17 protein-coding genes and 2 pseudogenes are annotated in these 25,149 nt (G+C 68.0%); 9 read left to right on the plus strand and 10 right to left on the minus strand.

The window, feature by feature from the left end:
- Nucleotides 1-22 precede the first annotated feature (22 nt).
- Nucleotides 23-1,027 carry a LysR family transcriptional regulator gene (locus FU260_RS23300; RefSeq protein ID WP_147919698.1) on the plus strand — a complete coding sequence of 335 codons (1,005 nt, stop codon included), beginning with the start codon at nt 23-25 and terminating at the stop codon, nt 1,025-1,027.
- 10 nt (nt 1,028-1,037) lie between these two features.
- Here FU260_RS23300 and FU260_RS23305 read toward each other — a convergent pair whose 3' ends face one another.
- A complete protein-coding gene (locus FU260_RS23305; protein WP_147919224.1) occupies nt 1,038-2,339 on the minus strand; it encodes an FAD-binding oxidoreductase in 1,302 nt (433 codons plus the stop codon).
- Nucleotides 2,340-2,529: 190 nt separating this feature from the next.
- On the opposite strand from FU260_RS23305, the gene FU260_RS23310 reads away from it, so the two are divergent.
- Together FU260_RS23310 and FU260_RS23315 are read left to right on the plus strand one after the other, a co-directional pair.
- The gene (locus FU260_RS23310) at nt 2,530-3,375 is read left to right on the plus strand and encodes a sensor histidine kinase (RefSeq protein WP_147919225.1); all 846 of its coding nucleotides are present in this window, start codon (nt 2,530-2,532) and stop codon (nt 3,373-3,375) included.
- Nucleotides 3,372-4,040 (plus strand): response regulator, encoded by a 669-nt coding sequence (locus FU260_RS23315; protein WP_147919226.1) that lies wholly within the window; start codon nt 3,372-3,374, stop codon nt 4,038-4,040. Before FU260_RS23310 ends, FU260_RS23315 begins: the two co-directional genes overlap by 4 nt.
- Nucleotides 4,041-4,188: 148 nt before the next feature.
- On the opposite strand, the gene FU260_RS23320 is transcribed toward FU260_RS23315, so the two are convergent.
- Nucleotides 4,189-5,652, minus strand: a complete 1,464-nt coding sequence (locus FU260_RS23320; protein WP_147919227.1) for a CCA tRNA nucleotidyltransferase — start codon at nt 5,650-5,652, stop codon at nt 4,189-4,191.
- Between the two features lie 170 nt (nt 5,653-5,822).
- Here FU260_RS23320 and FU260_RS23325 point away from each other — a divergent pair, with 170 nt between their 5' ends.
- The 6 genes and pseudogenes from FU260_RS23325 to FU260_RS23350 all read left to right on the plus strand — a co-directional run bounded on the left by FU260_RS23325 (nt 5,823) and on the right by FU260_RS23350 (nt 15,364).
- A complete protein-coding gene (locus FU260_RS23325) occupies nt 5,823-6,347 on the plus strand; it encodes an NUDIX hydrolase (protein WP_147919228.1) in 525 nt (174 codons plus the stop codon).
- 82 nt (nt 6,348-6,429) lie between these two features.
- Nucleotides 6,430-8,997, plus strand: coding sequence for a DUF6049 family protein (locus FU260_RS23330; RefSeq protein ID WP_147919229.1), 2,568 nt, complete (start codon nt 6,430-6,432; stop codon nt 8,995-8,997).
- Entirely contained in the window at nt 8,997-12,908 is a 3,912-nt protein-coding gene (gene murJ / locus FU260_RS23335) for a murein biosynthesis integral membrane protein MurJ (RefSeq protein ID WP_147919230.1), read from the plus strand. Before FU260_RS23330 ends, murJ begins: the two co-directional genes overlap by 1 nt.
- Nucleotides 12,909-13,010: 102 nt before the next feature.
- A pseudogene (trxB, locus tag FU260_RS23340) lies at nt 13,011-13,986 on the plus strand (thioredoxin-disulfide reductase).
- Between the two features lie 53 nt (nt 13,987-14,039).
- Nucleotides 14,040-14,342: pseudogene (trxA, locus tag FU260_RS23345) on the plus strand (thioredoxin); the annotation flags it as partial.
- Between the two features lie 137 nt (nt 14,343-14,479).
- The gene (locus tag FU260_RS23350; RefSeq protein WP_147919232.1) at nt 14,480-15,364 is read left to right on the plus strand and encodes a DUF2268 domain-containing putative Zn-dependent protease; all 885 of its coding nucleotides are present in this window, start codon (nt 14,480-14,482) and stop codon (nt 15,362-15,364) included.
- Here the strand turns inward: FU260_RS23350 and FU260_RS23355 are convergent, their stop codons facing one another.
- The 8 genes from FU260_RS23355 to rpmH form a co-directional block, all read right to left on the minus strand.
- Nucleotides 15,365-16,708: a ParB/RepB/Spo0J family partition protein gene (locus FU260_RS23355; protein WP_147919233.1), complete on the minus strand. Its 1,344-nt coding sequence runs from the start codon at nt 16,706-16,708 to the stop codon at nt 15,365-15,367.
- Complete coding sequence (locus tag FU260_RS23360; protein ID WP_280527383.1) at nt 16,705-17,802, minus strand: ParA family protein; 1,098 nt, start codon at nt 17,800-17,802, stop codon at nt 16,705-16,707. Before FU260_RS23360 ends, FU260_RS23355 begins: the two co-directional genes overlap by 4 nt.
- A 3,784-nt stretch (nt 17,803-21,586) precedes the next feature.
- Nucleotides 21,587-22,231, minus strand: coding sequence for a 16S rRNA (guanine(527)-N(7))-methyltransferase RsmG (rsmG, locus tag FU260_RS23365; RefSeq protein ID WP_147919234.1), 645 nt, complete (start codon nt 22,229-22,231; stop codon nt 21,587-21,589).
- A gap of 18 nt (nt 22,232-22,249) precedes the next feature.
- On the minus strand, nt 22,250-22,789 hold the full coding sequence (locus FU260_RS23370; protein WP_147919235.1) for a Jag family protein: 540 nt from the start codon (nt 22,787-22,789) through the stop codon (nt 22,250-22,252).
- A gap of 96 nt (nt 22,790-22,885) precedes the next feature.
- Entirely contained in the window at nt 22,886-23,902 is a 1,017-nt protein-coding gene (gene yidC, locus FU260_RS23375; protein ID WP_147919236.1) for a membrane protein insertase YidC, read from the minus strand.
- 22 nt (nt 23,903-23,924) lie between these two features.
- Nucleotides 23,925-24,329, minus strand: coding sequence for a membrane protein insertion efficiency factor YidD (yidD, locus tag FU260_RS23380; protein ID WP_147919237.1), 405 nt, complete (start codon nt 24,327-24,329; stop codon nt 23,925-23,927).
- Complete coding sequence (gene rnpA, locus FU260_RS23385) at nt 24,326-24,724, minus strand: ribonuclease P protein component (protein WP_147919238.1); 399 nt, start codon at nt 24,722-24,724, stop codon at nt 24,326-24,328. The genes yidD and rnpA overlap by 4 nt, the downstream gene beginning before the upstream one ends.
- 13 nt (nt 24,725-24,737) lie before the next feature.
- A complete protein-coding gene (rpmH, locus tag FU260_RS23390; protein WP_147919239.1) occupies nt 24,738-24,875 on the minus strand; it encodes a 50S ribosomal protein L34 in 138 nt (45 codons plus the stop codon).
- Nucleotides 24,876-25,149: the final 274 nt, after the last annotated feature.

Below are 25,149 nucleotides of genomic sequence, written 5' to 3' on the forward strand. Positions count from 1 at the left end.
GTCTTGATACGTTGTCGCTATGATGAGGTTGGAGCAGCTCTCCTCGTTCGAGGCCGTGGCCCGGCTCGGGCACTTCACTCATGCCGCCGAGGAACTTTTCCTCAGCCAGCCCTCGCTCAGTCGGCAGATCGCGTCGCTGGAGAGAGAACTCGGCGCCAGGCTGTTTCATCGTGGGCCGGCCGGGGCGGCACTGACCCAAGCCGGCGAGGTGCTCCTACCCATCGCCCGGCGCATGCTCGGCGACGCTCAGTCCGCCCGCGAGCAGCTGGACGAGCTCGCCGGACTGCGGCGCGGTCACGTCCGACTCGGCGCCCCGCCGACCCTGTGCGTCTCCCTGGTGGCCGATGTCCTGACCGCCTTTCGGGCCGACCATCCCGGTGTGGACCTGCACATCACCGAAGGAGGTTCGCGTTCCCTGGTCGACGCCATGCACGAGGGCGCGCTCGATCTGGCCCTGCTCGTCACCCGCGGAATGGAACCATCGATACCCCACACTGAGCTGATTCCGCTGCTGTCCGAAGAGCTGGTGGTGGTCTCCGCCGCAGATGCCCCACTGCCGGGGTCCGCCTGGGCGAACGGTGGGAGCCTGACCGCGACCGAGCTGGCGCTGGCGGAGCTGGCGCAGATCCCTCAGGTGGCCTTCAACCGGACGTACGACCTCCGCACAGCCCTGGACGCGACGTTCTCCGCCCACGGCCTCAGCCCGACGATCGCGGTCGAGGGCGCTGAGATGGACGCGGTGCTCCGATTCGTGGAGCGCGGACTGGGAGTGGCTGTCGTTCCGGCAATGGTCGTCATCGATCGCCCCGCGCTGCACAGCACCCGGTTGGTGCATCCCTCCCTGGCCCGGACCGTCAGCCTGGCCCGGCGCACCGGCGTCGAGCTCTCCACCTCCGCAGCAGTCATGCAGCAGGTCCTCTTCGAGACCGTGGACCGACTCACCGCACCCGGCACCGACCTCGCGCGCCTGGTCACCGTCGCCTCACCGGAGACGAACGAGCGTGGCGACCACGCGCGAGGCCAGTAGCCGTGGTCAGTCACGCAGCGCCCCGGGCGCTCAGCAGACCGTCCGGGTCATGCTCCGCCCGGATCTGTGCGAGGCGCTCCCGGGTTGCCGGCGGATAGGCGGCGGCAAGGGCGCTCTCGTCTGCAGCCGAGGAGAAGTTGAGGTACCTGCCGCTACCGTGCTCCGCCACAGCCTGCCACCCGGGTATCACCGCGTCGTCCGGGCCGGGCTCACCGGGCAGGAACCGCAGTGCCACCGCCATCGCTTCGGCCGTGCGGTGCGCGAAGGCCGTCTCCCCGACCGGCACTCGGGCCACCGCTCCGCCCAAGGATCGCACCGAAACGACGGTGCCGCCGCCGGCGTAGAGGTCGCCGAGCGCTGCCACGGCGGCCGCGTCGAGGTCGAGAAAGGTGTTGGTCGCGGTGACCCGGGCCCCGGGTGGCATGTGGGCATCCTCGAGCACCTCTGCGTACGGCCGCACGCTCAGATCGCTGCTGAGCACCGGAGCGAGCCTCAGCAGCTGGTCGATAGCGGCCTGACCCTCTGCCTCCGGCCCGTCGAAGCAGACCTGCACCATCGCCATTCCCGGCCGGTCGCCCATCGCGGGCATCAGGGACAGCACCGTGGTGAGACGTTCGTCCGCACCACACTGCGCGTCCCGCCAGCCGGTCAGAAGCCGGACCGGATCGCTCGGATCGAGCACGATCGTGCCGAACACGACCTCGGTGACCTGCTGAGCGCGGAAGTCGAACCGGGTCACCACCCCGCTACCGGCACCGCCGCCGCGCACGGACCAGAACAGGTCGGGGTGTACATCGGCCGAGACCTCGAGGATCTCGCCGGCCGCCGTCACCACCTGCGCGCCGACCAGGCTGTCGATCGCCAGTCCGTAGCGGCGCACCATCCAGCCGATCCCGCCGCCCAGGGTCAGTCCACCGACGCCGACCCCCGCCGTGTCTCCGGCGGTGATGCCGAGCCCGTGCGGATGAAGGGCAGCTGCTACCTCGCCCCAGGTCGCACCACCCCCGATGCGGGCGATCCTGGTCGCCGGGTCCACCGCGATGTCCGCCATCCCGCGCAGATCGAGCAGCAGCCCCTCGGTCGCCCGGCTGAGTCCGGCCATGCTGTGACCAGCGGAGCGCACGGTCAGCGCCATCCCGCTCTCACCAGCCCAGTGCATCGCCGCGGCCACCTCAGCGGCACTGCGTGGGCGCACCACCAGCTCCGGATACCCCTCACCCACCAGGGTGCGGGCAGCATCGGCGTAGTCATCATCGCCACGGCGCAGCACCGACAGGACAGCGGCGGTGGTGGACAGTTCGGGTGTCGTCATCGGATCCTCCTAGGTATCTTCGGTGCTTTCCAGCCTTGCGGAGTGCGGGGTCGTCGTCGTCGGTCGAAGGGCGCATCTTCTCCGTCACCCGAGACGCCTCCGGGTCAGGCCGACCTGCTGCAGCGGGCGGTCGTTGAACGTACTTCCGGGGTATGACGCTGCCGCTGGCTGACGTCGATATCGTCGGGGGATGCGTACCGATCGTGGCTGGAAGCGCTTTTATGCCACCGGGTGGCTCGTTTCGGCGCTCGTCGCCGCTGCGGCCTTCCACCAGTGGCAGGCCCGGGTCAGTGCAGTGGAGCGGGAGCTTGCCGAAGCACAGCGCACCCGGCAGGCAGTGGTGCAACGAGTGGCGGCAGAGGAACGGTTACGGATCGCACGCGAGCTGCACGACTCGCTGACGCACAGCATCTCGGTGGTGAGGATGCAGTCCGGTGTGGCCGCTCACTTGGCCCGCAAGCGCGGCGAGGAGGTGCCGGAGGCGCTGCAGGCGATCGAGCAGGCCGCCGGTGACGCCTCCCGCGAGCTGCGCGAGACCCTCGGTGTGCTCCGGAGGGACTCGGGTGTGGCCACAGGAGCCCGCGGCCTGCACGACCTGTCGGAGCTGGTCGAGCGCGTCCGGGACGCCGGACTGACCGCAGAACTCACCGTTCTCGGCGCACGCCGAGTGGTTCCTCGGGAGGTGGATGCTGCTGCGTACCGCATCGTGCAGGAAGCCCTGAACAACGTCATCAGGCATGCCGGGACAGCCACTGCACAGGTGCAGGTGTCCTACCGCGCCGATGAGCTCACCGTGGTGGTCGAGGACGACGGCGTCGGTCACCAGGGTGCGCCGGCCTCGACTGGTCTGGGGTTGATCGGGATGCGGGAACGGGCGGCAGTGCTCGGCGGACGGCTGGCCGCACAGGGCCGGCCGGGCGGCGGGTTCACTGTCCGTGCCGATCTCCCCTCTCCGCAGGACCCGCCCGCCCAGGGCCCGCCGGCACCCTCAGATCGGCCCGCTGCGGGCGGGCCGCTCGCCACGGAGGAGCGATGATCCGCCTCGTCCTGGTCGACGACCAACCGTTGATCCGGACCGGCCTGCGCGCGCTCCTCGAGGCCGAGGACGGGATCGAGGTCCTCGCCGAGGGAGCAGATGGGTACGACGGCGTGCGGCTGGCCGAGGAGCACCATCCCGATGTCGTGCTGATGGACATCCAGATGCCGGGCATGGACGGGATCGAGGCGACCCGGCAGATCGCTGCCCGAAGTGCGCTGAACGAGACCCGGGTGGTGATCCTGACCAACTACGGGCTGGACGAGTACGTGTTCAACGCCCTCCGGGCCGGTGCCGCGGGCTTTGTGGTCAAGGACACCGACCCGGCAGAGCTGGTCCAGGGGTTGCGAGTGGTGGCACAGGGGGAAGCGCTGCTCTCACCGGGCATCACCAAGACGCTGATCGGGGAGTTCGTCGCCCGCCCCGCCAGTGAGGTCCGCACCGCGGACGTGCAGCACCTGACCGCGCGGGAGCAGGAGGTGGTCACTCTGGTGGGCTATGGGCTGAGCAACGCCGAGATCGCGGGGCGGCTGGTGGTGAGCCCTACGACGGCGAAGACGCACGTCAGCCGGGCGATGGCCAAAGTGCACGCCCGGGACCGGGCACAGCTGGTCGTTTTCGCCTACGAGGCCGGCCTGGTGCAGGCACGCGAGGCGCGCAGCTGACCCGCGTCGTGCGCCCGGCCGCGCGAGCCTGGCCGCTCGGGCACCGCGCCACTCGGGAGTTCGACACTCGGCCCGCTCGGGCGATACCGCAGAGCACGACTCACCGTCGCAGGTATCGCCTGAATCGATTCACGGCCGCTGAGGCGGGTCAGCGCTGCGCGTCCCACCAGGCGCGGAGCTCGGCCCGGGCCTCGTCAGCACCGAGCGGCCCGCGTTCCATCCGCAGCCCGAGCAGGTGCTGGTAGGCCTGGCCCACCTGCCTACCGGGACCGATACCGAGGACCTCCATGATCTGGTTGCCGTCCAGATCCGGGCGGATGGCATCCAGCTCCTCCTGCTCGGCGAGCGCGGCGATCCGCACCTCCAGGTCGTCGTAGGCGTGAGCGAGCCGGGCAGCCTTGCGCCTGTTCCTGGTGGTGCAGTCGGCGCGGGTGAGCCGGTGCAGCCGCTGGAGCTGGTCACCGGCGTCGGTGACATAGCGGCGCACCGCCGAGTCGCTCCAGGATGCCTCGCCATACCCATGGAAGCGCAGGTGCAGGAACACCAGCGTGGTAACGGCCTTGATCGTCGCCTTGTCGAATCGGAGCGCCTTGAGTCTCTTGCTCGCCATCTTCGCCCCGACCACTTCGTGGTGGTGGAAGCTCACGCCGCCACCGGGTTCCATCCGCCGGGTGGCCGGCTTGCCGATGTCATGCAGGAGAGCGGCCAGGCGCAGCACCAGGTCGGGGCCCGGTACCGGGCCCGCCGGCCCGGACTCCAGGTCGATCGCCTGGTCCACCACGGTGAGGGTGTGCTCGTAGACATCCTTGTGCCGGTGGTGCTCGTCGATCGTCAGCTGCAGCGCGGGCAGCTCGGGAAGCACCTGCTCGGCGATCCCGGTGTGCGTGAGCAACTCCAGTCCGCGGCGCGGAGCCGGGGCGAGCATCAGCTTCACCAGCTCGGCCTGTACCCGCTCGGCGGAAACGATCTCGATCCGCTCGGCCATCTCGGTCATCGCAGCCAGCGCCGCCGGGTCCACGTCGAACCGCAGCTGCGCGGCGAACCGGGCGGCCCGCATCATCCGCAGCGGGTCGTCGGCGAAGGACTGCTCCGGGGTGGCCGGGGTGCGGAGCACTCCGGCCGCCAGGTCACCGAGGCCGTTGAACGGGTCCACGAACACCAGGTCCGGGAGCCGCAGCGCCATCGAGTTCACGGTGAAGTCCCGCCGGGACAGGTCGCCGTCCAGCGTGTCGCCGTAGGCGACCTCGGGCTTGCGAGAGGTCGGATCATAGGCTTCCGTGCGGTAGGTGGTCACCTCGACCACCGCGTCACCGTTCCGAGCGCCGATCGTGCCGAACTCCCGGCCCATGTCCCAGTGCGCGTCCCCCCACGCCGTGAGGATCTGCTCGGTCTCCTCCGGGCGGGCAGAGGTGGCGAAGTCCAGGTCAACGCTCGCCTTGCCCAAGAAGGCGTCCCGGACAGGTCCGCCGACCAACGCGAGCTCATGTCCAGCGGCGGCAAACTTCTGCCCGAGCTCGATGGCCTGCGGGGCGTACTCGGCGATCACCGCGAGCGCGGTACGGAGCAGCTCGGCCGGGCTCGCCGGGGCGGCGGAGGAGTCGTGAGGGGGCACAGCGTTCTAGGGTGCCACGTTTACCGGAGGTGAGGCACCTGAGGCCGGCCCAGGACAGACGTGGCCGGAGCACATCGAGCCGCGAGTCTGCGCCGCAGCCGAGCCCGCGAACCGCGCGGCACACCCGCGCGCGTGCCTCACCTTGTCCTGGGCTTGATTACAGTGTCGTTATGTCCGCCGCCGTTCCGACCCCTGGTCCGCGGGTGCCCAAGCCGCCCGTGACGCGGCTCCGGCGCCCGCATACGCACCAGTTGCCGGTGGTGGACGAGACCTCGGCCGGTGGCCTGGTGGTGGACGTGCACGACGGCCGCGCCTACACGGCCGTGATCGCCCGCCGGAACCGCGCCGGACGCCTGGAGTGGTGCCTACCGAAGGGTCACCTCGAGGGCGAGGAGACCCCGGAGCAGGCCGCGGTCCGGGAGATCGAGGAGGAGACCGGCATCACCGGCCACGTGCTCCTGCACCTGGCCACGATCGACTACTGGTTCGCCGGCAACGACCGGCGGGTGCACAAGGTGGTGCACCACTATCTGCTCGAAGCCCTCGGCGGGACGCTGACCATCGAGAACGATCCGGACCACGAGGCCGAGGATGTCGCTTGGGTGTCGTTGTCCCGGGTGGCCGCTCAGCTCGCCTATCCGAACGAGCGGCGCGTGGTGGCGACCGCACGGGACATTCTTGAGGGCCGCCCGTGACGGCCGCCCGGTGAGGGCCGCAGCAGGTGCACGCACGGACGGGGCGGTGGCGCGCAGGCTTCGCCGTGGGATGCTGGCACCCGTGCAGCGGACGACGAGCCTGCTGGTGGCGTGCCTGCTGGTAGCAGCGACCGTGCTGGCCGGGTGGACCCCAGCCAGCGCAGACGATGAGCCGAGCGGGCTGGACGTGCAGATCACCGACATCACGCCCACGGTGCTCCGCCCGGGCGACGACTGGGTGATCCGGGGCACGGTGACCAACACCGGCACCGAGGAGCTCTCCGACCCGGTGATCCGCCTGCGGTTCCAGACCTACGTCCCTTCCTCCCGGACGGCGCTGGCAGCGTGGAACGTCTCCGGCGACTCGCTGGTGACCACGGTGCTGGTCGCCCAGCCGCTCGGCTCCGACCTGCGCCCCGGACAACAACGCAGCTACCAGATCACCATCCCGCCCGAGGAGTCGCCGTTCTACCCGGGGGCCGCCTGGGGGCCGCGCGGGATCGCAGTGGAGGCGACCTCCGGCGATGTCCAGGACGCGGAACGCACCACGGTGCTCTGGTACCCCGACGCCGAGGACTCGGTGGCAACCACCGAGCTCTCCGTGCTGGTCCCGATGACGGCGACCGCAGACGAGTGGGATGCGGCCAGTACCGACGGCACCACGCTGGCAGAGGCCACTGCACCCCGCCTCGGCAGGGTGCTGCAGGCCGCCGATACCGCCGGGGTGTCCTGGGCAGTGGACCCGGCGTTGCTCGAGGAGCAGCCGCTCGGCGCGGAAGCCGCCGCTCGCGCCCTGGACAGCGACAACGAACCGGCAGCCGAACCCAGCACCGCACCGGATCCGCCCAGCAGCGATCCGACCACCGCACCGGATCCGGCGACGGGGACCGCCGAGAACGGCTCCGACCCAGCGAACACCGAGTCGAGCTCGTCCAGTGGCTCACCGGACGGCGAGGACGCCGGTGGCGCACCGGACGATGCGGATGAGCCCAGTGACACCACCGACGACACCGATCCGGCCACTGGCACCGACGACACCGGCAGTGCCGATCCCGGCGAGACGAGCACGGACCAGGGCGAGGCGACCGATCAGGGCGACTCACCGCCGTCGACCTCTGGCCCCGAGCTGACCGGCACCGAGCTGATCACCAGGCTGGCCTCCGGCAGCGGCGGCCGGGACGTGATCGCCCTGGGCTACGGTGATGCCGATCCGGCGACGTTCCAGACCGAGGCGGGATCCGACCTGGCGCAGGCCGGGATGGAACGATCGCGCTACCTGTTCGACCAACACGACATCCACCCGATCGAGCGGGTGCTCTGGCCGAGCCGCTACGACCTGCAGTCGCTGACCACGTTCGCCGACCTGGACGTGCGTTCGGTCGTCCTGCCCGCGGACAGCCAGCCGGCGACGACCGACGTGACCTACACGCCGTCGGGCCGATCCGTACTGGACACCGAATCCGGTGACCTGGACACGGCGCTGTGGGACTCCGGGCTGAGCGCGCTGTTCACCTCGGACCTGACTCCGCTGCAGATCCGCCAGGACCTGCTCGCCCAGACCGCGGTGATCGCCCGGGAACGGCCCACCGACGGGCGCGGTCTGCTCGCCGTGGCCCCGCACGATGTCGGCACCGATCCCGAGCAGCTGCAGGCAGTGACCGAGGCCCTTGCCGCCATCGACGAGGCCCCGTGGCTGCAGATGACCAACCTGCGCTCACTGCTCGGCCGCACCGACAGCGGTGAGCCACGCGAGCCGGTGCCCGCCGAGCCGACCACACCGGCGTCGCTGGCGGACGCCGAAGTGGCAGAGCTGGGTTCGGTGCTCTCCACGCTCGAGGCCTACGTCTCGGTCACCGACGCCCCGCAGCGCTACCTGGGCACGGTCGGTCCGAACGCGCTCGCGGCACCATCGGCCGCGCTGGCCTCAGCGCCGGCTACCCAGCGCCGCCTGCTGGACGCCGCCGCGCAGACCTCCGAGGAGTTGCGCTCGGCCATCCAGGTGGAGTCCGGATCGTCGGTGCTGCTGGTTTCCGCGGGTGGCGATCTGCCCATCAGCATCCAGTCCTCCCTGCCGGTGGAGGCCACAGTGACCGTGCGAATGGTGCCCGGTGACCCTCGGCTCCGGGCCGAGGAGGTGGTGACCGCAACTCTGCGTCCGAATGCCACCACCACGGTGCGGATCCCGGTGACGGCCGTATCCAACGGCAACGTCGACGTCCATTTCGACGTGCTCACTGCCGCCGACGGCGTGCTCCTGGCCAGCGGCGATCCGTTCAGCGTGCGGGTGCGGGCCGACTGGGAGAACACCGGGACGATCATCGTCGCCGCCGTGCTGATCGTCGGATTCGTGATCGGGCTGGTGCGCACGATCCGCAAGGGCCGCCGGTTCGAGACCCGCGCCGCCACGGCCGGTGGCGGCGCCGTGGCGCGCACCGGGCCGGAGGCAGCGTCCGCGGACGAGGGCGGGTCGCGGGAACAGAGGGCCTCCGCCTTGAACGCGGCGAGAGCGCCGGAGGAGGCAGAGACCGAAGACGGCGGAGGCGCACCCGCCGAGAAGCGCCCTCCGGGGGAGGACGATTCCGGTCGGAACGTCGACGGCGGAACTCGCCCGGATGCCGCACCTGACCCGCCACGGAAGGACCAGCCCTGATGGCCGAGCGCTCCGGACTGGCCGGTTCCGCCGCGATGATGTTCTCCGGGACCCTGGTGTCCCGGGCCCTCGGTCTGGCCCGGAACGCCCTGATGGTCGCCGCGATCGGCGTGACCGGCAGCGGCGCAGCAGACGCGTTCTCGGTAGCGAACAAGCTGCCGAACATCATCTACATGCTGCTCGCCGGCGGCATCCTGAACGCCGTGCTCGTGCCGCAGATCGTCCGGGCGATGCGCCGCCCGGACGGTGGCACCGACTACGTCAACCGGCTGCTCACCATCGCCGGTGTGCTCATGCTCGGGATCACCGTCGCGCTGACTGCCGCGTCGGGCCTGCTGGTCTCGCTGTACGCCGCCGAGTTCCGGAGCGGTCCATGGGCGTCCCTGGCGGTCACGTTCGCCGTCTGGTGCATCCCGCAGCTGTTCTTCTACGGCATGTACACCCTGCTCGGGCAGGTACTGAACGCCCGCAGCAACTTCGGGCCGTACATGTGGGCCCCGGCCCTGAACAACGTGGTCTCCATCGCAGGCCTGGTCGCGTACCTGATCGTCTACGGGTCCTACCAGATCGGCGAGGTCCCGGCCGATGCCTGGGACGGCGGGCGGATCATGCTGCTGGCCGGGCCGTACACGCTCGGTGTGGTCGCGCAGGCGCTGATCCTCATCGTGCCGCTGTACCGGTCCGGGTTCCGGTACCGGCCGAAGTGGGGCCTGCGCGGGAGCGGGCTGGGCTCGGCCGGCAGGGTGGCGGTCTGGGCGTTCGCTGCCCTGGCCGCGGGGCAGGTCGGCTACCTGGGGGTGTCCAACCTGGCGGCGGCGGCCGGTACCGCAGCGGTCTCCGGCGGCACCGCGGACCCGAACATCGCCGGCAACGCGGCCTACGACAACGCCTTCTTCATCTTCATGCTGCCGCAGTCGCTGATCACCGTGTCCCTGGTGACGGCGCTGTTCACCCGGCTCTCCGAGCACGCGGTCGGGCAGCAGACCCTCCGGGTACGTGAGGACCTCTCCCGCGGGTTGCGCACGCTGGCGGTGTTCACCATCTTCGCCGCCGGGGCGTTCATGGTGCTCGCTATCCCGCTCACCCAGGTGGTGCAGTTCGACCAGGCGACCTTCGCGTCCTATCGCGCGATCGGGCACGTGCTGGTCGCGATGCTGGTCGGTCTGCCGGCGATCGCGGTGTGGACGATGGCTCAGCGGGTCTATTTCGCGTACGAGGACACCCGGTTCCTGTTCTTCGTCCAGGTGCCGATGGCACTGGTGCAGATCGGTGGCAGCCTGGGCTCGTTCCTGCTGCTGGAGGTGCAGTGGTGGGTGGTCGGCGCCGGTGTCGCCACCACTGTCTCGAACACGTTGGGTGGCCTGATCGCGTTCCTCGCGCTGCGGCGCAAGCTGCCCAGCCTGGACGGCGCTCGAGTGCTGCGCACCCACCTGCGGGTGGTCCTCGCCGTGATCCCGTCCGTGGCCGTGGGCTGGGGACTGCTGCACCTGTGGGGGGTGCAGACCTCGTTCGCCGGAGCACTCGCCCGGGTCCTGCTCCTCGGCGCGCTGATGGCGCTGATCTACTACGTGCTGCTGCGGCGGTTTCGGGTCAGCGAGCTGGATCAGCTCACCGATCGAGTGGCGGTGATGGCCAAGCCGATCACGACTCGGCTGGCTCCACTGACGAGCCGCATCGTGATCCCCGCTTGGTTGCGTACGATATGGACCACAATCGTTGCAGCTGACACGGGGAACGGAGGGCCGCGGGTGGATCGAGTCGCTGACCCGGCCCTGGAGAGCGGGGACACGGTCGCAGACCGGTACGTGCTGGACGCACCGGCCGAGACCGATCTCGGCCATGCCTGGGCATGGTCCGGGCAGGACGAGATCCTGCAGCGCCGGGTGCAGGTGACGGTGCTCGGTGGTCCGCACAAGGAGGAAGCGCTGGACGCGGCGCGCCGCGCTTCGCTGGTCCGTGATGACCGGCTGCAACGCATCCTGCGGGTCGGTCACTACGAGGACACCGCCTACCTCGTCACCGAGCCGGTAGCCGGTGTGCCGCTGAGCACGCTGGTCGAGGCCGGGCCGATGCCGCCCACACAGGCGCGCGCCCTGGTAGGCAACGCCGCCGCTGCTCTGGAGACCGCCCGGAAACGAGGGGTGCATCACCTCCGGCTCAGCCCGCAGTCGGTGCAGCTGATGCAAGACGGGACCGTGGTGGTCACCGGGCTCGCTGTGGCCGCAGCTCAGGCCGGCACCGAGCTGCCGGACGCCCGCAGTGCCGCGCGCACGGACGCCGTCGCCCTCGTGGAACTGCTCTACACCGCGCTGACCGGAATGTGGCCCGGCGACCGAGTGCTGGCCAGCGGGCTACCGCTCGCCCCGCGGTCCGGCCGGGCGCCGGAGCCGCCGGCCGACGTCGCCGGCGGTGTGCCGCACGATCTGGACACCCTCTGTGCCGTGACCTTCGGCCCGCACCAGGATGGTCCGTACACCCCGGGCGAGCTGGTTCGTGAGCTCCAGCCGTGGGACTCCCTGGATCCGCCCGCCGTGCCGGGTGCCCCACCGGAGCAGCACGACGGCGGAACTCGCCCGGATGCCGCAGGTGCGGCCGCCGTCACCGGTTCTATGGCCGGTACCGCGATCCTGCCTACTCCCGGCCGCGGGATCCGGACCGGATCAGGCCCCGCTGGGCCGACCGGCCCGCCCGAGACACCCGGGCCTGATCCGGAGTCCACCCCGCCTGCGGTCGCCGATGCGGATCCTGCGCCCGAGACCACGATCAGATCCGGCCTGGTGCGGCGCCTCAGCGGCACCAGCCTGGCGCAGCGACTCGGCGGCACCGCCGGCACCACCGCGCCGGCAGCCACTCCACCCGCTGCGACCGTCCCGCCGCCGGAGCCGGCCGCTGCCGCACCGCCACCGCCTCCCGCTGAGCCCAGGCACGCAGGCGCTGAGTCCGGGCACGCAAGCGAACCGCAGACCACTCGGTTCGCGGCACCAGAGCGCCCGGTGCCACCCACGCAGGGCTGGGACCTGCCGACCAGCGGCAGCACCGCCGTCACCCCGGCCGAACCGAGCGAACCGAGCGAACCAGCCGATGCCGGCCGCTCGCTCGGCGGAGACCTCTCCTCCGCGGCCGGAAAGGTTGCCGCCGGTGCGGGCCGGATGGCGGCCGGGGCGCGGGGGCTCCTGGAGCGCGTGCGTCCCGAGGAGGACGAGGAAGAGGCGGCCGTGCTCCCACCCGGTCCCGATTCCGGCGACGCCGCCGACGGGGACACGAAACGGTCCCGGTTCAACCCCACGCCGTGGGTGATCTTCGCGATGGTGGCCATCCTGGTGATCGCGCTGATCCTCGCACTCGGGTCGCTTCGCGATGCAGGCAGGTCCTTCGCCCCCGCTGAGGACAGCCCGGAGCCGACTGCCACCGCGACGGAGGAACCCACCCCGGAGCAGACCACCGAAGAGCCCTCGGAGGAGCCCTCCGAGAGCCCCGAACCGGTGGACATCGGCTTCACCGAGGCCCGGTCCCTCGATCCGTCCACCGGCAGCGGGGACAACCCCGATCTGGCCGAGCAGGCGATCGATGGTGATGCGGACACCATCTGGCGCTCCTTGCGGTACGACAACCCCACCTACGGGATGAAGCCAGGGCTCGGCTTCGCCGTCGAGCTGGAGGAGCCGACCACGGTGACCTCGGTGACCGTCGACGTGCAGGGTGAGGGCGGAACCGTGCAGATCCGGAACACGTCACCGGACGACCCGAGCGGCGGGGAGGTCCTCGCCGAGGGGGCGATGGGACCGGACACCACCTACACGCTGTCCACACCCACCGAGCTGGAGGCGATCGTGCTCTGGTTCCCTGAGCTTCCGGAAGCCGCCTCGGACGGCCGCAACCGGATCGAGCTCGCCGAGATCACCGCGAACTGACCAACCGAATACCCCTGCCACCCCACAACGGCGACCAGTGGAACAAAGCTGGACCCGTCCGTGGTTGAGAGGGTGGCAAGCCACTGAGAAGAAGGATCCTCCATGTCCCAGGACACCGCTCCACGCGACGTCATCATCGTCGGCTCCGGACCCGCCGGCTACACGGCCGCGGTCTACGCAGCCCGCGCCGGTCTGGAACCGATCGTGTTCGCTGGCTCCATCACCGCAGGCGGGGCGCTGATGAACACCACCGACGTGGAGAACTACCCGGGTTTCCCGGACGGTGTGCTCGGTCCGGAGCTGATGGAGAAGATGCAGGCACAGGCCGAGCGATTCGGCGCCGATGTGCGCTACGAGGACGTCACCTCGGTGCAGCTCGAAGGCCCGGTGAAGACCGTGGTGAACGAGGACGGTGAGGAGTTCACCTCCCGCAGCGTGATCCTGACGACCGGCTCCGCGTACAAGGAGATCGGTATCGACGGGGAGAAGGAGTACTCCGGGCGTGGGGTGAGCTGGTGTGCCACCTGTGACGGGTTCTTCTTCCGCGACCAGGACATCATCGTGGTCGGCGGCGGTGACTCGGCGATGGAGGAGGCACTCTTCCTCACCCGGTTCGGGCGCACGGTGACCGTGGTGCACCGCCGGGACGAGCTGCGGGCGTCGAAGATCATGGCCGACCGGGCCCTGGCCGACGAGAAGATCACGTTCGCGTGGAATTCCGAGGTTGCTGCGATCCATGGCGACGCGAAGGTCACCGGAGTCACACTGCGCGACACGGTGACCGGTACGGAGCGCGAGGTCGGCGCCACCGGGGTGTTCGTGGCGATCGGGCATCTACCCCGCACTGAGCTGCTGGAAGGCCAGGTGAGCCTGAACGCCGAGGGATATGTCGACGTGGAGCACCCGAGCACTCGCACGAACCTCGAAGGCGTCTTCGCCGCCGGCGATGTGGTGGACCACCACTACCGGCAAGCGATCACCCGCTGCCGGAACCGGGTGCTCTGCGGCACTGGATGCCGAGCGCTACCTCGCCGCCCTCGACGCCGCTGCCGCTGCCGAGCGCGCCCTGGTCGGCTGACCCGTAGATTCGATCCGAGGAGAGAAGCAATGAGCAACATCACCACCACCTCCGATGACACCTTCCGCGCAGACGTACTCGAAGCGGACAAGCCGGTGCTCGTGGACTTCTGGGCTGACTGGTGCGGCCCGTGCCGCCAGTTCGCGCCGATTCTGGACGAGATCGCTGGGGAGCACGCGGAGAAGATCGACGTACGCAAGCTGGACGTGGACGCCAACCCGCAGACCACTGCGGCGTACAACGTCGTGTCCATCCCCACCATCAACGTGTACTCCGGCGGCGAGCTGGTGAAGTCGATCGTCGGCTCGCGTCCGAAGAGGAAGTTCCTCGACGAGATTGCCGAGTTCCTCGGCTGAGAGAAGCCGGCGCGCGGACGCTTCGTCGTGCGGCTGCGGTTCGCGCGGCCGCACGGAGGGGCGTGGGGGGCAGGACTCTGCCAAGGAGTCTGGAAATTGCGTAGTGCTCGGCTCACGGTGCCACCTACGGTCGTCCTATGACTTTCACCGTTCTTGACACCGATGCGTCCATGGCGGCCGTCCTCGATGCCGCGCCCGCTGATCGGGAAGATCTGATCCGGACCATGCTCGCCCCGGCAGCCGGGATGTTTCGCTACTTCCCCGGTGAGGTCGATCTGGCGCAGATGCACTCCTTCTCGATGGGGTTCCCGCTCGATCGAGAGTTGGGCAGGACACGGGAGGCGCTGCAGCAGCTCCGAGAAGCAGACGTGTGGACTCGGATTCACACGGCGCTGAACCAGGCCGCTGAGGTGCAGCGCCGAGCCCTCCCGGGCATCGAGGTGCCAGACATCATGGCCGTCCTCACCCTCGGCGATGCCACCGATGGGTATTTCATGAACGAGGCGTTCGGGCTGAGCGGAAACGGTGGAACGACGGGCTATCTGATGCTGACGCTCTGGCCTACCCCCGTTAATCTCGAACGCATCGAGGCTGCCGCGGTCCACGAGCTCCACCATAACCTCCGCTACGCACCCGGCGGGATCGTGTGGGATCCCGCGACCGTGACCGTCGGTGAGCACGTCATCTCCGAAGGTCTGGCGGATGCGTTCGCCCGCGAGCTGTACGGAGACCGACTCGGCTACACCCCGTTCGGAGAACCGCACCTGGACGACGACGAGGTGTTCGAGAAGGTCGTCTCCGGCCTGACGGTGACCGGGATGCAGAACTTCGCAGCCTGGGTGCTGGGCGACGCCGCGGCCTCCAGGTTCGGTGCAACCCCGGTGGGCTTACCGACCGGGGCGGGCTACGCCGTCGGCAATCGCCTGGTGGACACCTACCTGAGCGCGACCGATCAGGACGCGAGCCAGGCCCTGCACACACCCAGCCAGGAGATCATCGCGGTTGCGCTGGACCGCAGCTGATCACGTCCGGGTTTCGCTGGGTTCCTCATCACCGGCTGCGCGATCGGCCGCATCCTCCTCTTCCCGGAGCACACCGGGGTCCTTGGGAACCAGCACGCCCAGGATTCGGTTCAGGTCATGAACACTGGCAAACTCGATCGTGACGTGCCCTTTACGTTGACCAAGGTTAACCTTGACCTTTGTATCCAGGTCGTCGGAGAGTCGAGAGGCAAGGTCGCTCAACGCCGCAGAGTGCGCTCCAGCGCGCGGCCGACGGCGCATCTCGGGTTGGATGGGGTCGTCACCGAGCGTGACGATCTCTTCGGTGGCCCGGACGCTCAGGCCTTCGGCCACGATCCGTTGTGCGAGCCGCTCCATTGCCGCGCCATCGTGCAGTCCCAGAAGGGCGCGTGCGTGGCCGGCGCTGAGCACCCCGGCGGCCACCCGCCGCTGCACCAGGGGAGGCAGCTTGAGCAGGCGCAGGGTGTTGCTGATCTGGGGGCGGGACCGGGCGATGCGTACGGCCAGCTCGTCATGGGTGCAGCCGAAGTCGTCGAGAAGCTGCTGGTAGGCGGCAGCCTCTTCCAACGGGTTGAGCTGCGCCCGGTGCAGGTTCTCGAGGAGGGCATCCCGGAGCATGTCCTGCTCAGCAGTGTCCCTGATGATCGCCGGCACACTCGTGTTGCCGGCGATCCGGGAGGCGCGCCAGCGCCGCTCACCCATGATCAGCTCGTAGGTGGTCTCACCGTCCGCATCGGTTCCCGAGGGACGTACCACCACCGGCTGCAGCACGCCCACCTCACGGATGGAACTGGCCAGCTCGTTCAGCTCATCGTCGTCGAAGACTTGCCGTGGCTGCTTGGCATTGCGATGTACTGCCGCCACCGGGATCTCGGCGAAGGTCGCGCCCGGTACCGGACGTAGCGCGTCCTGGTCGGTCCCGGCCGGGCCAGGTGCTGCTGGCGCCGGCGGTGTGGCAGCGGCACTCTCCGGTGCTGGATCTGGCGACTTGCTGGTGCGGGCCGTGGTCGCCGATCCGGCGGTGTCGGCAGGTTCGGGTGCGGTTCCGTTGTCTGACTCTTCAAGCTCGGCGAGCAGCGCTTCACTCGCACTGAGGGCGGCGGTGCTTGTCGCTGTGGCGGGTGATGTCGCGCTGGGCACGGCGTCCCCGGAACTGGCGGACGTCGGGGACGTCGAGACCGGACTGGCGTTGCTCGGGGCGGACGTCGCGAGTGGGTCGCCATCCTTCTCTGCGCGGTCCTGGAAGAAGACGTCCACGGGCCGCTGACTTCCCCCGGAACCGGCGGGACCGGAAGGGATTAGCGCGCCCAGCCCACGCCCCAACGCTCGACGCCGCTCACTCACTGTTCTGCTCCTTCGTTGACGCCCTCGACGGACTCGACCGCGACATCGCGGTCCTCACCTTCCGTAGGGGCAGTGGTAGTGCCGGCTTCACTTCCGGGCGGGGGTTCGATGCCGCGGCGAGCGATCTCGCGAGCTGCCTCCAGATACGCCAGGGCCCCGGTAGAGCCCGCGTCATAGGTCAGGACGGTCTGGGCGTAGGACGGCGCCTCGGAGATTCGCACCGACCGGGGAATCGCCGTGCGGAGCGTCTGGTCCGGGAAGTGCTCCCGCACCTCTTCTGCGACCTGCTGCGCCAAGTTGGTACGCCCGTCGAACATGGTGAGCATGATGGTGGAGACGTGCAGCGCCGGATTGAGGTGTGCGCGGATCAGGTTGATGCTGTTCAGCAGCTGACTCAGACCTTCGAGGGCGTAGTACTCACACTGGATCGGGATGAGTACCTCGCGAGCCGTGACGAAGGCGTTCACGGTGAGCAGGCCCAGGCTCGGGGGACAATCCACGAAGACGTAGTCGATCCGTGGCTCGCCACGGCGTGAGCGGGCACGAAGGTAGGCCGCCAACGCGTTGCGCAGCCGGTTCTCCCGCGCCACGAGCGAGACGAGTTCGATCTCAGCACCGGAGAGCTCGATCGTCGCCGGGGCACAGTACAGACCGGGGATCGCCTCCGACTCCTGCACGACGTCTTCGAGCGGAACATCGTTGATCAGCACGTCGTAAGTCGACGGGACCCCACTGTGGTGCTCGATGCCGAGGGCCGTTGAGGCATTTCCTTGAGGATCGTTATCAATAACGAGGACGCGGAGGCCCGACTTCGCCAGTGCTGCCGCCACGTTCACGGCAGTGGTGGTCTTGCCGACGCCGCCCTTCTGATTCGCTACCGTCAGCACCCGCGTCTGCAGTGGTGGCGGGAACTTCGTGCCGGCAAACTCGATCCGACGTCGGGTGTCCTGGGCGAGCTGTGCCGCCAGTGGGGTGCTCTCGTCCATGATCGGGATGGCGTCCATCAGGGCCAGACGTCGTTCCTCCTCTGGCGAGAGTGGCGTCGTCACGTCCACAATCGACTGCGGACCTGCCGCACCGTCATCCTGACCCACCTGTCATCCCTTCGCTGCCAACCCTCCAAGAGTAGACGTCTCGGGCTCAACCGACGAACTCTTGGGTCACCTGGTGGACAACTCTCGTGTCCACTCACGGCCTGTGGATAACTTCGGTACTGGTGTGCATAAGTCACTATCATGTGTATAACCGGTACGGATCTGTGGATAACTTCCGGCCTGGGTGGTGCGAAGCTACTGCCGCCGCGGTGTCGTCCACGCAGAACCTGTGCAATCGCAACAGATTTCGACTGTGTCGAGCTGATCCGTGTGGACACGACACCTTTCCACATGGCGGCACCGACGTGTGGATATCTGCGCCAATGTGCACCGCGATGAGTTGCCAGTTCCACGTGAAACGACGTCATCCACAGCCAGCCGTTCTCGGCGGCACTCGACGGATACGGCAGCGACGGTTCGACCCCGGTGCTGAGCCTTCCCGATGGACCGTATGCCGTACTGCCAGCAGCTCCATCCTGTCAGCAGCTCCGTTTGGACGCTGGGCCGGCCGACACGCCTCCGATGGCCACCCTCCTGTCGGTCTACGCCGATGGGTCACGCACCAATACCAGGGGAGGCGTTCCACGTGAAACAGGAGGCGGTGACTCAAGTGGGGCTTCGATGAAGTCTGGCGCTCGAGCCATAACCCACGCGCTCGCCCCAGGTGGACCCGCGCAGCCTCATAACCTTCCGGCCCGCACCCACCACACCGACCAGGCCTGTCCATCACGAAGCCGTCGGGGAGCCGGGGCAGTACGCCTCGGCCCGGATAGGTGCCGGGGAACAGTGGACGAACCCGGCCGGCCGCACCACGCTTCGGTCAAGTGGAGCGATGGGTAGGTCCCGCTGCGCCGTGCTGCCAGGGATGACAGCGTCGGTGCGCAATCGCTCGGCGGTCTGCGAGAACCGAGACGAGATGAACAGCCGAACGCCTTCACAGGTCCAGCGACCTCACGACGATCGGTTCCACGTGAAACACTCCACGCCGGAGCTGCGTTGATTGCGGCCCGTGCAATGTCGGTCCGTGGAACGCGCGCACCACGGTGATCGTCCGGACGACGGCCGAGCCCAGCCCAGCCCAGCCCAGCCCAGCATCATCGTGCTTAGCCGGCATCGGTAACCGACCCGTTTCACGTGAAACCTCACAAGCAAGTCGCATCGAGACGCGCCGCGGAAGCGGGGACGATGCCGCACCAGAGGATCCGAGAGATCAGCCAGCATCATCACTGAGTCTTCGCCTGCCGTCGGCCGACCCATATCGCCACAGGATTCGTTGCGGCCACACGACCGAATCCCTAGACAGCGCCGCTACGGACCGTGCTTTACCCAGCCCGCTCCCCAAGCATCAGCTTCGGTGTTTCACGTGAAACATCGAAGCCAAGGGAACCGATCCGCTTCACATGAACAAGCACGAGATTGGAGGATGTGGCCCTGCACCCGACCTCTGGCGTTCCCGTCAGTCGCGAGCAGGAGAGGCTCGTTTCACGTAAAACACGCTCAACGACGCACGTACGACAGACCGGCGCCTCGCGCCTAAACCGGCACAGGAACCGGGGCTGGAGCTGGTAGGACCGAGAAAGAGAGCCGTGTTGCATCCCAACACCGATACCGCAACGAAGTAGCGCGAATGTACTCGAGGCTCTTGACGCCGATTCGATCCATACTGCGTATCGCGCACTGAAAGCCCCCGTGCCACCCGCACTGAAGGTAGCGGGCTCGCACCCGTCCGTTCCACGTGAAACTAAAGCGATTCCCGATGGGTCATCGAACCAACGAAATGGGCAGCCCAGGCCCACGGGACGTGCAGTCTCCACCCTCACTCAGCACCGCCGGCCTAACTCATGGAACCTCCCACCACAATCGTCACGAGTACCTTCGCCCGGCCCCGCGTCAATTGGACCCAGGAACCCGATCACCGGTCACCGTTCCGGCAGCACAGCCTTTCTGCGGCCCGGTCCCACTGAGCGGCAATGAGTCGGCTTACGCTCATCGTTCCACGTGAAACCGACGCAGGCAGCATCGTCGGGCCATGACTGCTAACCCGGCACAGTGAGGATCGCGGAGGGGAGGGTCACCCGCATCGGTTGAGCGCCACAGCTATATGGATGGCGGCTACTGGGTCCGAGCTCCGCTAGGCGCAGACAGCCGCGACGCGTCCGCAATCTGAACGCACGTGGTGAAGATGCATCTCAATCTGGTTCCTGCGCACCCCGAACAGCGGGGCGCCCTAGAACGCGGAATCGACCAGTACCCTGCGTGGCGCATGGATCATCCCCATCACGTCACAGGGACCGAGCACAACTACGACCATCCCGAGTGACCAGTCGTCACGGTCCGCAGCCTCTTTACGCTTGCACCCGGATGTTGCTCGGAGCGTCAACCCGGGACACCCAAGTTCAAGGAGCGTTCCACGTGAAACGGTAGCGGAGTAGTCCTCCCTGTCCAGTTCCACGTGAAACCTCGGGGTGCGTGATCCAACCGGGTGTCGCTACTCAGCCCATCCACGAGTACGGCCAATCCCACCGCGGAGCTCGGACCCCGCCTTCCCAGCCACGACTGCTGGGGGACTTCGTAGCACTCGTTCCACGTGAAACTGAGCGCGATGCTGGCGAGCCTGACTCCGACTGCTCGTTGGGCTGCAGTTTGTAGGGTCCGCCGCGGTTCCTAGTCAGACTCAGCTACCGGCTTTCTCCGCAAGGCCGGAACGCCGCAACACCGCAACACCGGAACACACGGCCTCTCCGGCACTCCACCTCACATCATTCCTCCCGCTGCCCAATTGCGCCAGATACAGACTCCGTTTCACGTGAAACCCTGAATCGGCACAGGGGCACGTGGAGGAGCCAGCTCCGCGACGCTCTCTCAGCAACGGCTGGCAATGATGCGGCCGACATGCGCCATCAAGTCGAGTGCGTGCGTCGCGACGCCAAGCGGCGTGACGAACCGGCATCGTCACGGCGACAGCGGCATCCACCCCGGAAAACGGGACCGGATCCGATCCCAAAACCTCTTCGATTCCCCACACGATCGGGCTCTCCCTAGGGCGGCCGTTTCACGTGGAACGGATCTCACCTGCGGCTGATGATGGACAAGCGAGTGTCCACCGGTCAACAGCGAACAAGGACCCGCCCGCCCAAAGAACGCGACCCGAGGACGATAGCCCCGCCGCACGATCGACCTGGGTCGCTGGCTCATCCGCCCGTTATCCAAACGAGGTTCGCCGTACATGCGAGAACCAACTCCGACTCCGTTGGCTAACACCGACACCCATCCTCGACACCCGCACATAGTTCACTGGTGGATCACCGTCGGAAACCGATCAGAGGCTCACGGCGCATGACCTGGACCGATCGGCTCGGCCAGGACTCACTACCTTCCCGCCCCTGAGGTCGATAGATCCACGTGAAACAACACCGCTCATCAGATCGAGCGTGCTCTAGAAAGCCACCACCCGCGTGGCCTCCACAGATTGCTCCACCCGAACGCGGATAAGAAGGCACCGAGAGCTCGGCCCCTCCTGGTCGGCGGGATCCAGCCTTCACTCAGCAATCAGGCCGTCCGTCCGAGAGCGGGGTAGACCTCCGCCTGCGCCCCAGACCCCGAGCCTCCGCCACCGCGGCCGGCCTCATCCAAGACCGACCTCCGTGAGGAGAAGATCGGCCGGGGTCGAACGCAAGGTCAGTGAGCATGCCCCCGGAATCGGCCGCTGGCGAACCGATACGACGCCCCAGCACAGTGCGATAATTAGAACCGTTGTTCTAATTGAGAATCCTGTGCGGAGTCTTCAGCGTTTGCGCGCTTCGACGACTCGGGTGACGTCGCCGTCACCAAGCATGTCGACCGCGTGCACGGTCACCTCGACAACGCCGAGTTTGTGCAGCACCCGATCCGCCTTGGCAACTTCTTCTTCGGCTCGCTGACCCTTCTGCGCGAGCAACCGCCCTCCCGGGGCGACCAACGGCATGCAGAACTGGGCCAACCGGTCCAGGGCCGCCACCGCCCGCGCGGTCACCGCATCCACGAGCAGGCGGCCATGCAACTCCTCCGCACGCACCTGGTGCACGGTCACGTTGTCGAGGTCGAGCTCCTCACCCACCTCACGCAACCACTCGACCCGGCGCTGCATCGGCTCCACCAGATGCACCTCCAGGTCCGGTCGCATCAGCGCGAGCACCACGCCCGGGAGGCCCGCACCCGAGCCAACGTCAGCGAGTGATCCCGTCTCGGGAAGGAACTGTGCAACGGCGGCAGAATTCAGCACATGCCGCGTCCACAGCTTCGGCAGCTCCCGCGGACCGATCAGGCCACGGAGCTCACCCTCCTGAGCCAGCAGGTCAGCGAAATGCGCGACACCGCCCCAGCCCAGGCCAAGGATCTCGCGACTTCGCGCATCGTCCACCGCCACACCCTCAGGCGCGTTCTCATTCATCTCCCGATCCAGAACGGCTCAGCTCCCTGCGCGAATCACCACGTGCCGATTCGGCTCGGCACCCTCGGAGTCACTGACCAGGCCCGCAGCAGCAACGGCATCGTGGACCACTTTGCGCTCGAACGGATTCATCGGCTTGAGCGCCGCGTCCTCACCGTTCTCACGCACCTGCGCGATCGCTTCCTCGGCGAGCGTCGTCAGTTCCTGGCGCCGGTTGTTGCGAAAGCCGGCGACATCGAGCATCAACCGACTGCGGTCACCGGTCTTCGCCTGGACCGCCAGCCGGGTCAGCTCCTGGAGCGCATCCAGAACCTCACCCTTCTTCCCGACCAAGGAGTCGAGACCGTCATCGGAGTCCTCGGTCACCACCGCCACTGCCGCCCGGCCGTGGTCCACATCGATGTCGATGTCTCCGTCCAGATCAGCGATGTCCAACAGTTCCTCGAGGTAGTCGGCGGCAATCTCGCCTTCCTCCTCCAGACCAGCACGTCCATTCTGCGGCTCTTCCGTCTCCGGCTTCAGCTCGGGTTCGCTCTGTGCCGCGGTCTCGTTCGTCATCGTCTTCGCCTCTCGTCGTCATCGCGCATCGAGGTGCACTCATGCGCTCGGCCGGCGGTGCCGGCATGGTTCTGGTTCTCGTCCTGGCCGGCCGCCCTATTCGGCGGCTGCTCCCTTGCCCTTACGCTTCGACTTCGGCACGTTGCGCTTCGGCTGCACACGCTGCCGCTTCTCCCGCTCGGTCTCCGCCGCGGACTCGCCGTCTTCCAGCTCGAGCGCGACACCCTCATCCTCGAGGGAAACGCCACGGGCCTTCTTGCTCTTGTTCTTCTTCGCCTTCCGGGCCAGGTACTTCTCCTCGGCCTCCGAACCAGGTGCCGGGGAGTTGCGAATGACGATGAACTGCTGGCCCAGCGTCCACAGGTTCGAGGTGGTCCAGTAGATCAGCACACCGATCGGGAAGTTCACTCCGATGAAGACGAAGATGAGCGGGAAGATGTACATCAGCATCCGCTGCTGGCGTGCCATCGGGTTGTCCAGCGACGCCGCCGGCATGTTCTTCATCGTCAGCTGCCGCTGGGTGAACAGCGTCGTCGCAGACATCAGCACGATCAGCACGGCAGTGACCACCCGCACCGCAACAGTGGCCTCGTCGCCCATGAAACTCGAAGACAGCGGAGCGCCGAACACTGTGGAGGACTCGACCTGACCGGCGAGCTCGCGGGTCATCGGACCGATGCTCTCCCGCTGGTAGTCACCAGCCGCTAGCTGTGGCAGCGAGTACAACACCCGGTACAGCGCAAAGAACACCGGCATCTGCGCGATCAGCGGCAGACACGAGGCGAACGGAGAGGTGCCGGCCTCCTTGTAGATCGCCATCATCTCTTGCTGCTGAGCCTGCCGGGACGCCGGATCCGTCTTGCCCTTGTACTTTTTCTGCAGCTTCTGGATCTCCGGCTGCACCACCTGCATGCCACGAGAGGCCTTGATCTGGCGCACGAACAGCGGAATCAGCAGGATCCGGATGACGATCACCAGGGCGACGATCGAGAGCAGCCAGGTCCAGCCGCCCGCCGGGTCCATGCCCACAAAGGTGAGCACATCGTGCGCCCGCACCATGATCCAGGCCACGGCCACCTTCAGTGGCCACAGCACAGTGTCGAAGAAACCCATCAGCTGGCTTGGTCTCCTAAGGTCAGATCCGCTCCTGCGGACTCTGGTGGGAAAGTCTGTGGTCGAGCCTAAGGTCTGCGCCTAAGGCTATGCGGTCCGCGTCCGACGGCGAACCATCCGTATCCGTAGGTACGTCTACGTGCTCAGAGCTGACGTTCCGCCGACGGCGCCAGGGCAGCTCGTCCCGGGACGGCACCTGGTCCACTCCTCCGCCGGACCACGGATTGCACCGCAGGACCCGCCAGAGCGCTAACACCGTCCCGGTCAACGGCCCGTGCCTGCGTAGAGACCCAAGCGCATAAGCCGAACAGCTCGGGTAGTACCGGCACCGCGGCGCAAACCACGGTGAGACGACCAACTGGTACCCGCGCACCAGTGCAGTCAACATCCAGGTGAGCGGATTGCGGGAGACAGGGTGCGCGGTCATCGGACTGGCTGCCGATCGCTCTGCGGCACCGATGACGCGCCCCTGCGCCGCAGATCCTTCTCCTGTGCGCGCCGCCACGAGTGACGCAGATCCCCGCGAAGCTCAGCGAACGTCGAACCGGACGCTGCCGGCAGAGCGCGCACTACCACCGCCGCAGTATCCGGCAATTCTGGGAGATCCTCTGCCATCGCCGCACGCAACCGCCGCTTCACCAGATTGCGCTGCACGGCACCGCCGACGGCCTTGGACACGACAAAACCCACCCGGGCCGAATCAGCCCGGGTGGCTCCGGTCGAGAAGTGCACCACGACGCGTCGAGTGCTGCTGCGGGCACCGGCGGAGATCGCCGCGCCGAACTCGTCGCCGTGGCGCATCCGAAACCGAGCCGGCAGCACCGCCCTCAGCGTCTCAGGCAGTCAGGGCGCTGCGGCCCTTGCGGCGGCGCGCCGAGACGATTGCGCGGCCTGCGCGCGTGCGCATCCGCAGTCGGAAGCCATGCACCTTGGCTCGGCGCCGGTTGTTCGGCTGGAAAGTCCGCTTGCTCACGGGTCTGCTCCAAGACGTCGGGAAGTGTGCCGCCCCGCACGGATCGCGAGGCGGAAGACGCATCGGACGCCACGTGCCGCACCTGGGCACAGTCGTCCATATGACTGACCCACGATACGTGGTGGTCAGAAGCATGGTCAAACCGCCCGCACATGGGCTTCCTCACCTTCCGGTCCTGCCTGTGGACAACGGCTGGCCGAAACCATCGGCTCGCAGTTACGCTCACATCCTGAGGCGCCGGAGACACCACTCCACCAGCCGCAGCAGATCAACG

The organism is Ruania zhangjianzhongii (genome assembly GCF_008000995.1).
In the GTDB taxonomy this organism is placed as follows: Bacteria; Actinomycetota; Actinomycetes; order Actinomycetales; family Beutenbergiaceae; genus Ruania; species Ruania zhangjianzhongii.

Excerpts from the sequence above, each read along its gene's own strand:
- FU260_RS23300 (WP_147919698.1), top strand. The coding sequence starts at position 23 with ATGAGGTTGGAGCAGCTCTCCTCGTTCGAGGCCGTGGCCCGGCTCGGG.
- FU260_RS23305 (WP_147919224.1), bottom strand. The coding sequence starts at position 2,339 with ATGACGACACCCGAACTGTCCACCACCGCCGCTGTCCTGTCGGTGCTG.
- FU260_RS23310 (WP_147919225.1), top strand. The coding sequence starts at position 2,530 with ATGCGTACCGATCGTGGCTGGAAGCGCTTTTATGCCACCGGGTGGCTC.
- FU260_RS23315 (WP_147919226.1), top strand. The coding sequence starts at position 3,372 with ATGATCCGCCTCGTCCTGGTCGACGACCAACCGTTGATCCGGACCGGC.
- FU260_RS23325 (WP_147919228.1), top strand. The coding sequence starts at position 5,823 with ATGTCCGCCGCCGTTCCGACCCCTGGTCCGCGGGTGCCCAAGCCGCCC.
- murJ (WP_147919230.1), top strand. The coding sequence starts at position 8,997 with ATGGCCGAGCGCTCCGGACTGGCCGGTTCCGCCGCGATGATGTTCTCC.
- FU260_RS23350 (WP_147919232.1), top strand. The coding sequence starts at position 14,480 with ATGACTTTCACCGTTCTTGACACCGATGCGTCCATGGCGGCCGTCCTC.
- rsmG (WP_147919234.1), bottom strand. The coding sequence starts at position 22,231 with ATGAATGAGAACGCGCCTGAGGGTGTGGCGGTGGACGATGCGCGAAGT.
- FU260_RS23370 (WP_147919235.1), bottom strand. The coding sequence starts at position 22,789 with ATGACGAACGAGACCGCGGCACAGAGCGAACCCGAGCTGAAGCCGGAG.
- yidC (WP_147919236.1), bottom strand. The coding sequence starts at position 23,902 with ATGGGTTTCTTCGACACTGTGCTGTGGCCACTGAAGGTGGCCGTGGCC.
- yidD (WP_147919237.1), bottom strand. The coding sequence starts at position 24,329 with ATGACCGCGCACCCTGTCTCCCGCAATCCGCTCACCTGGATGTTGACT.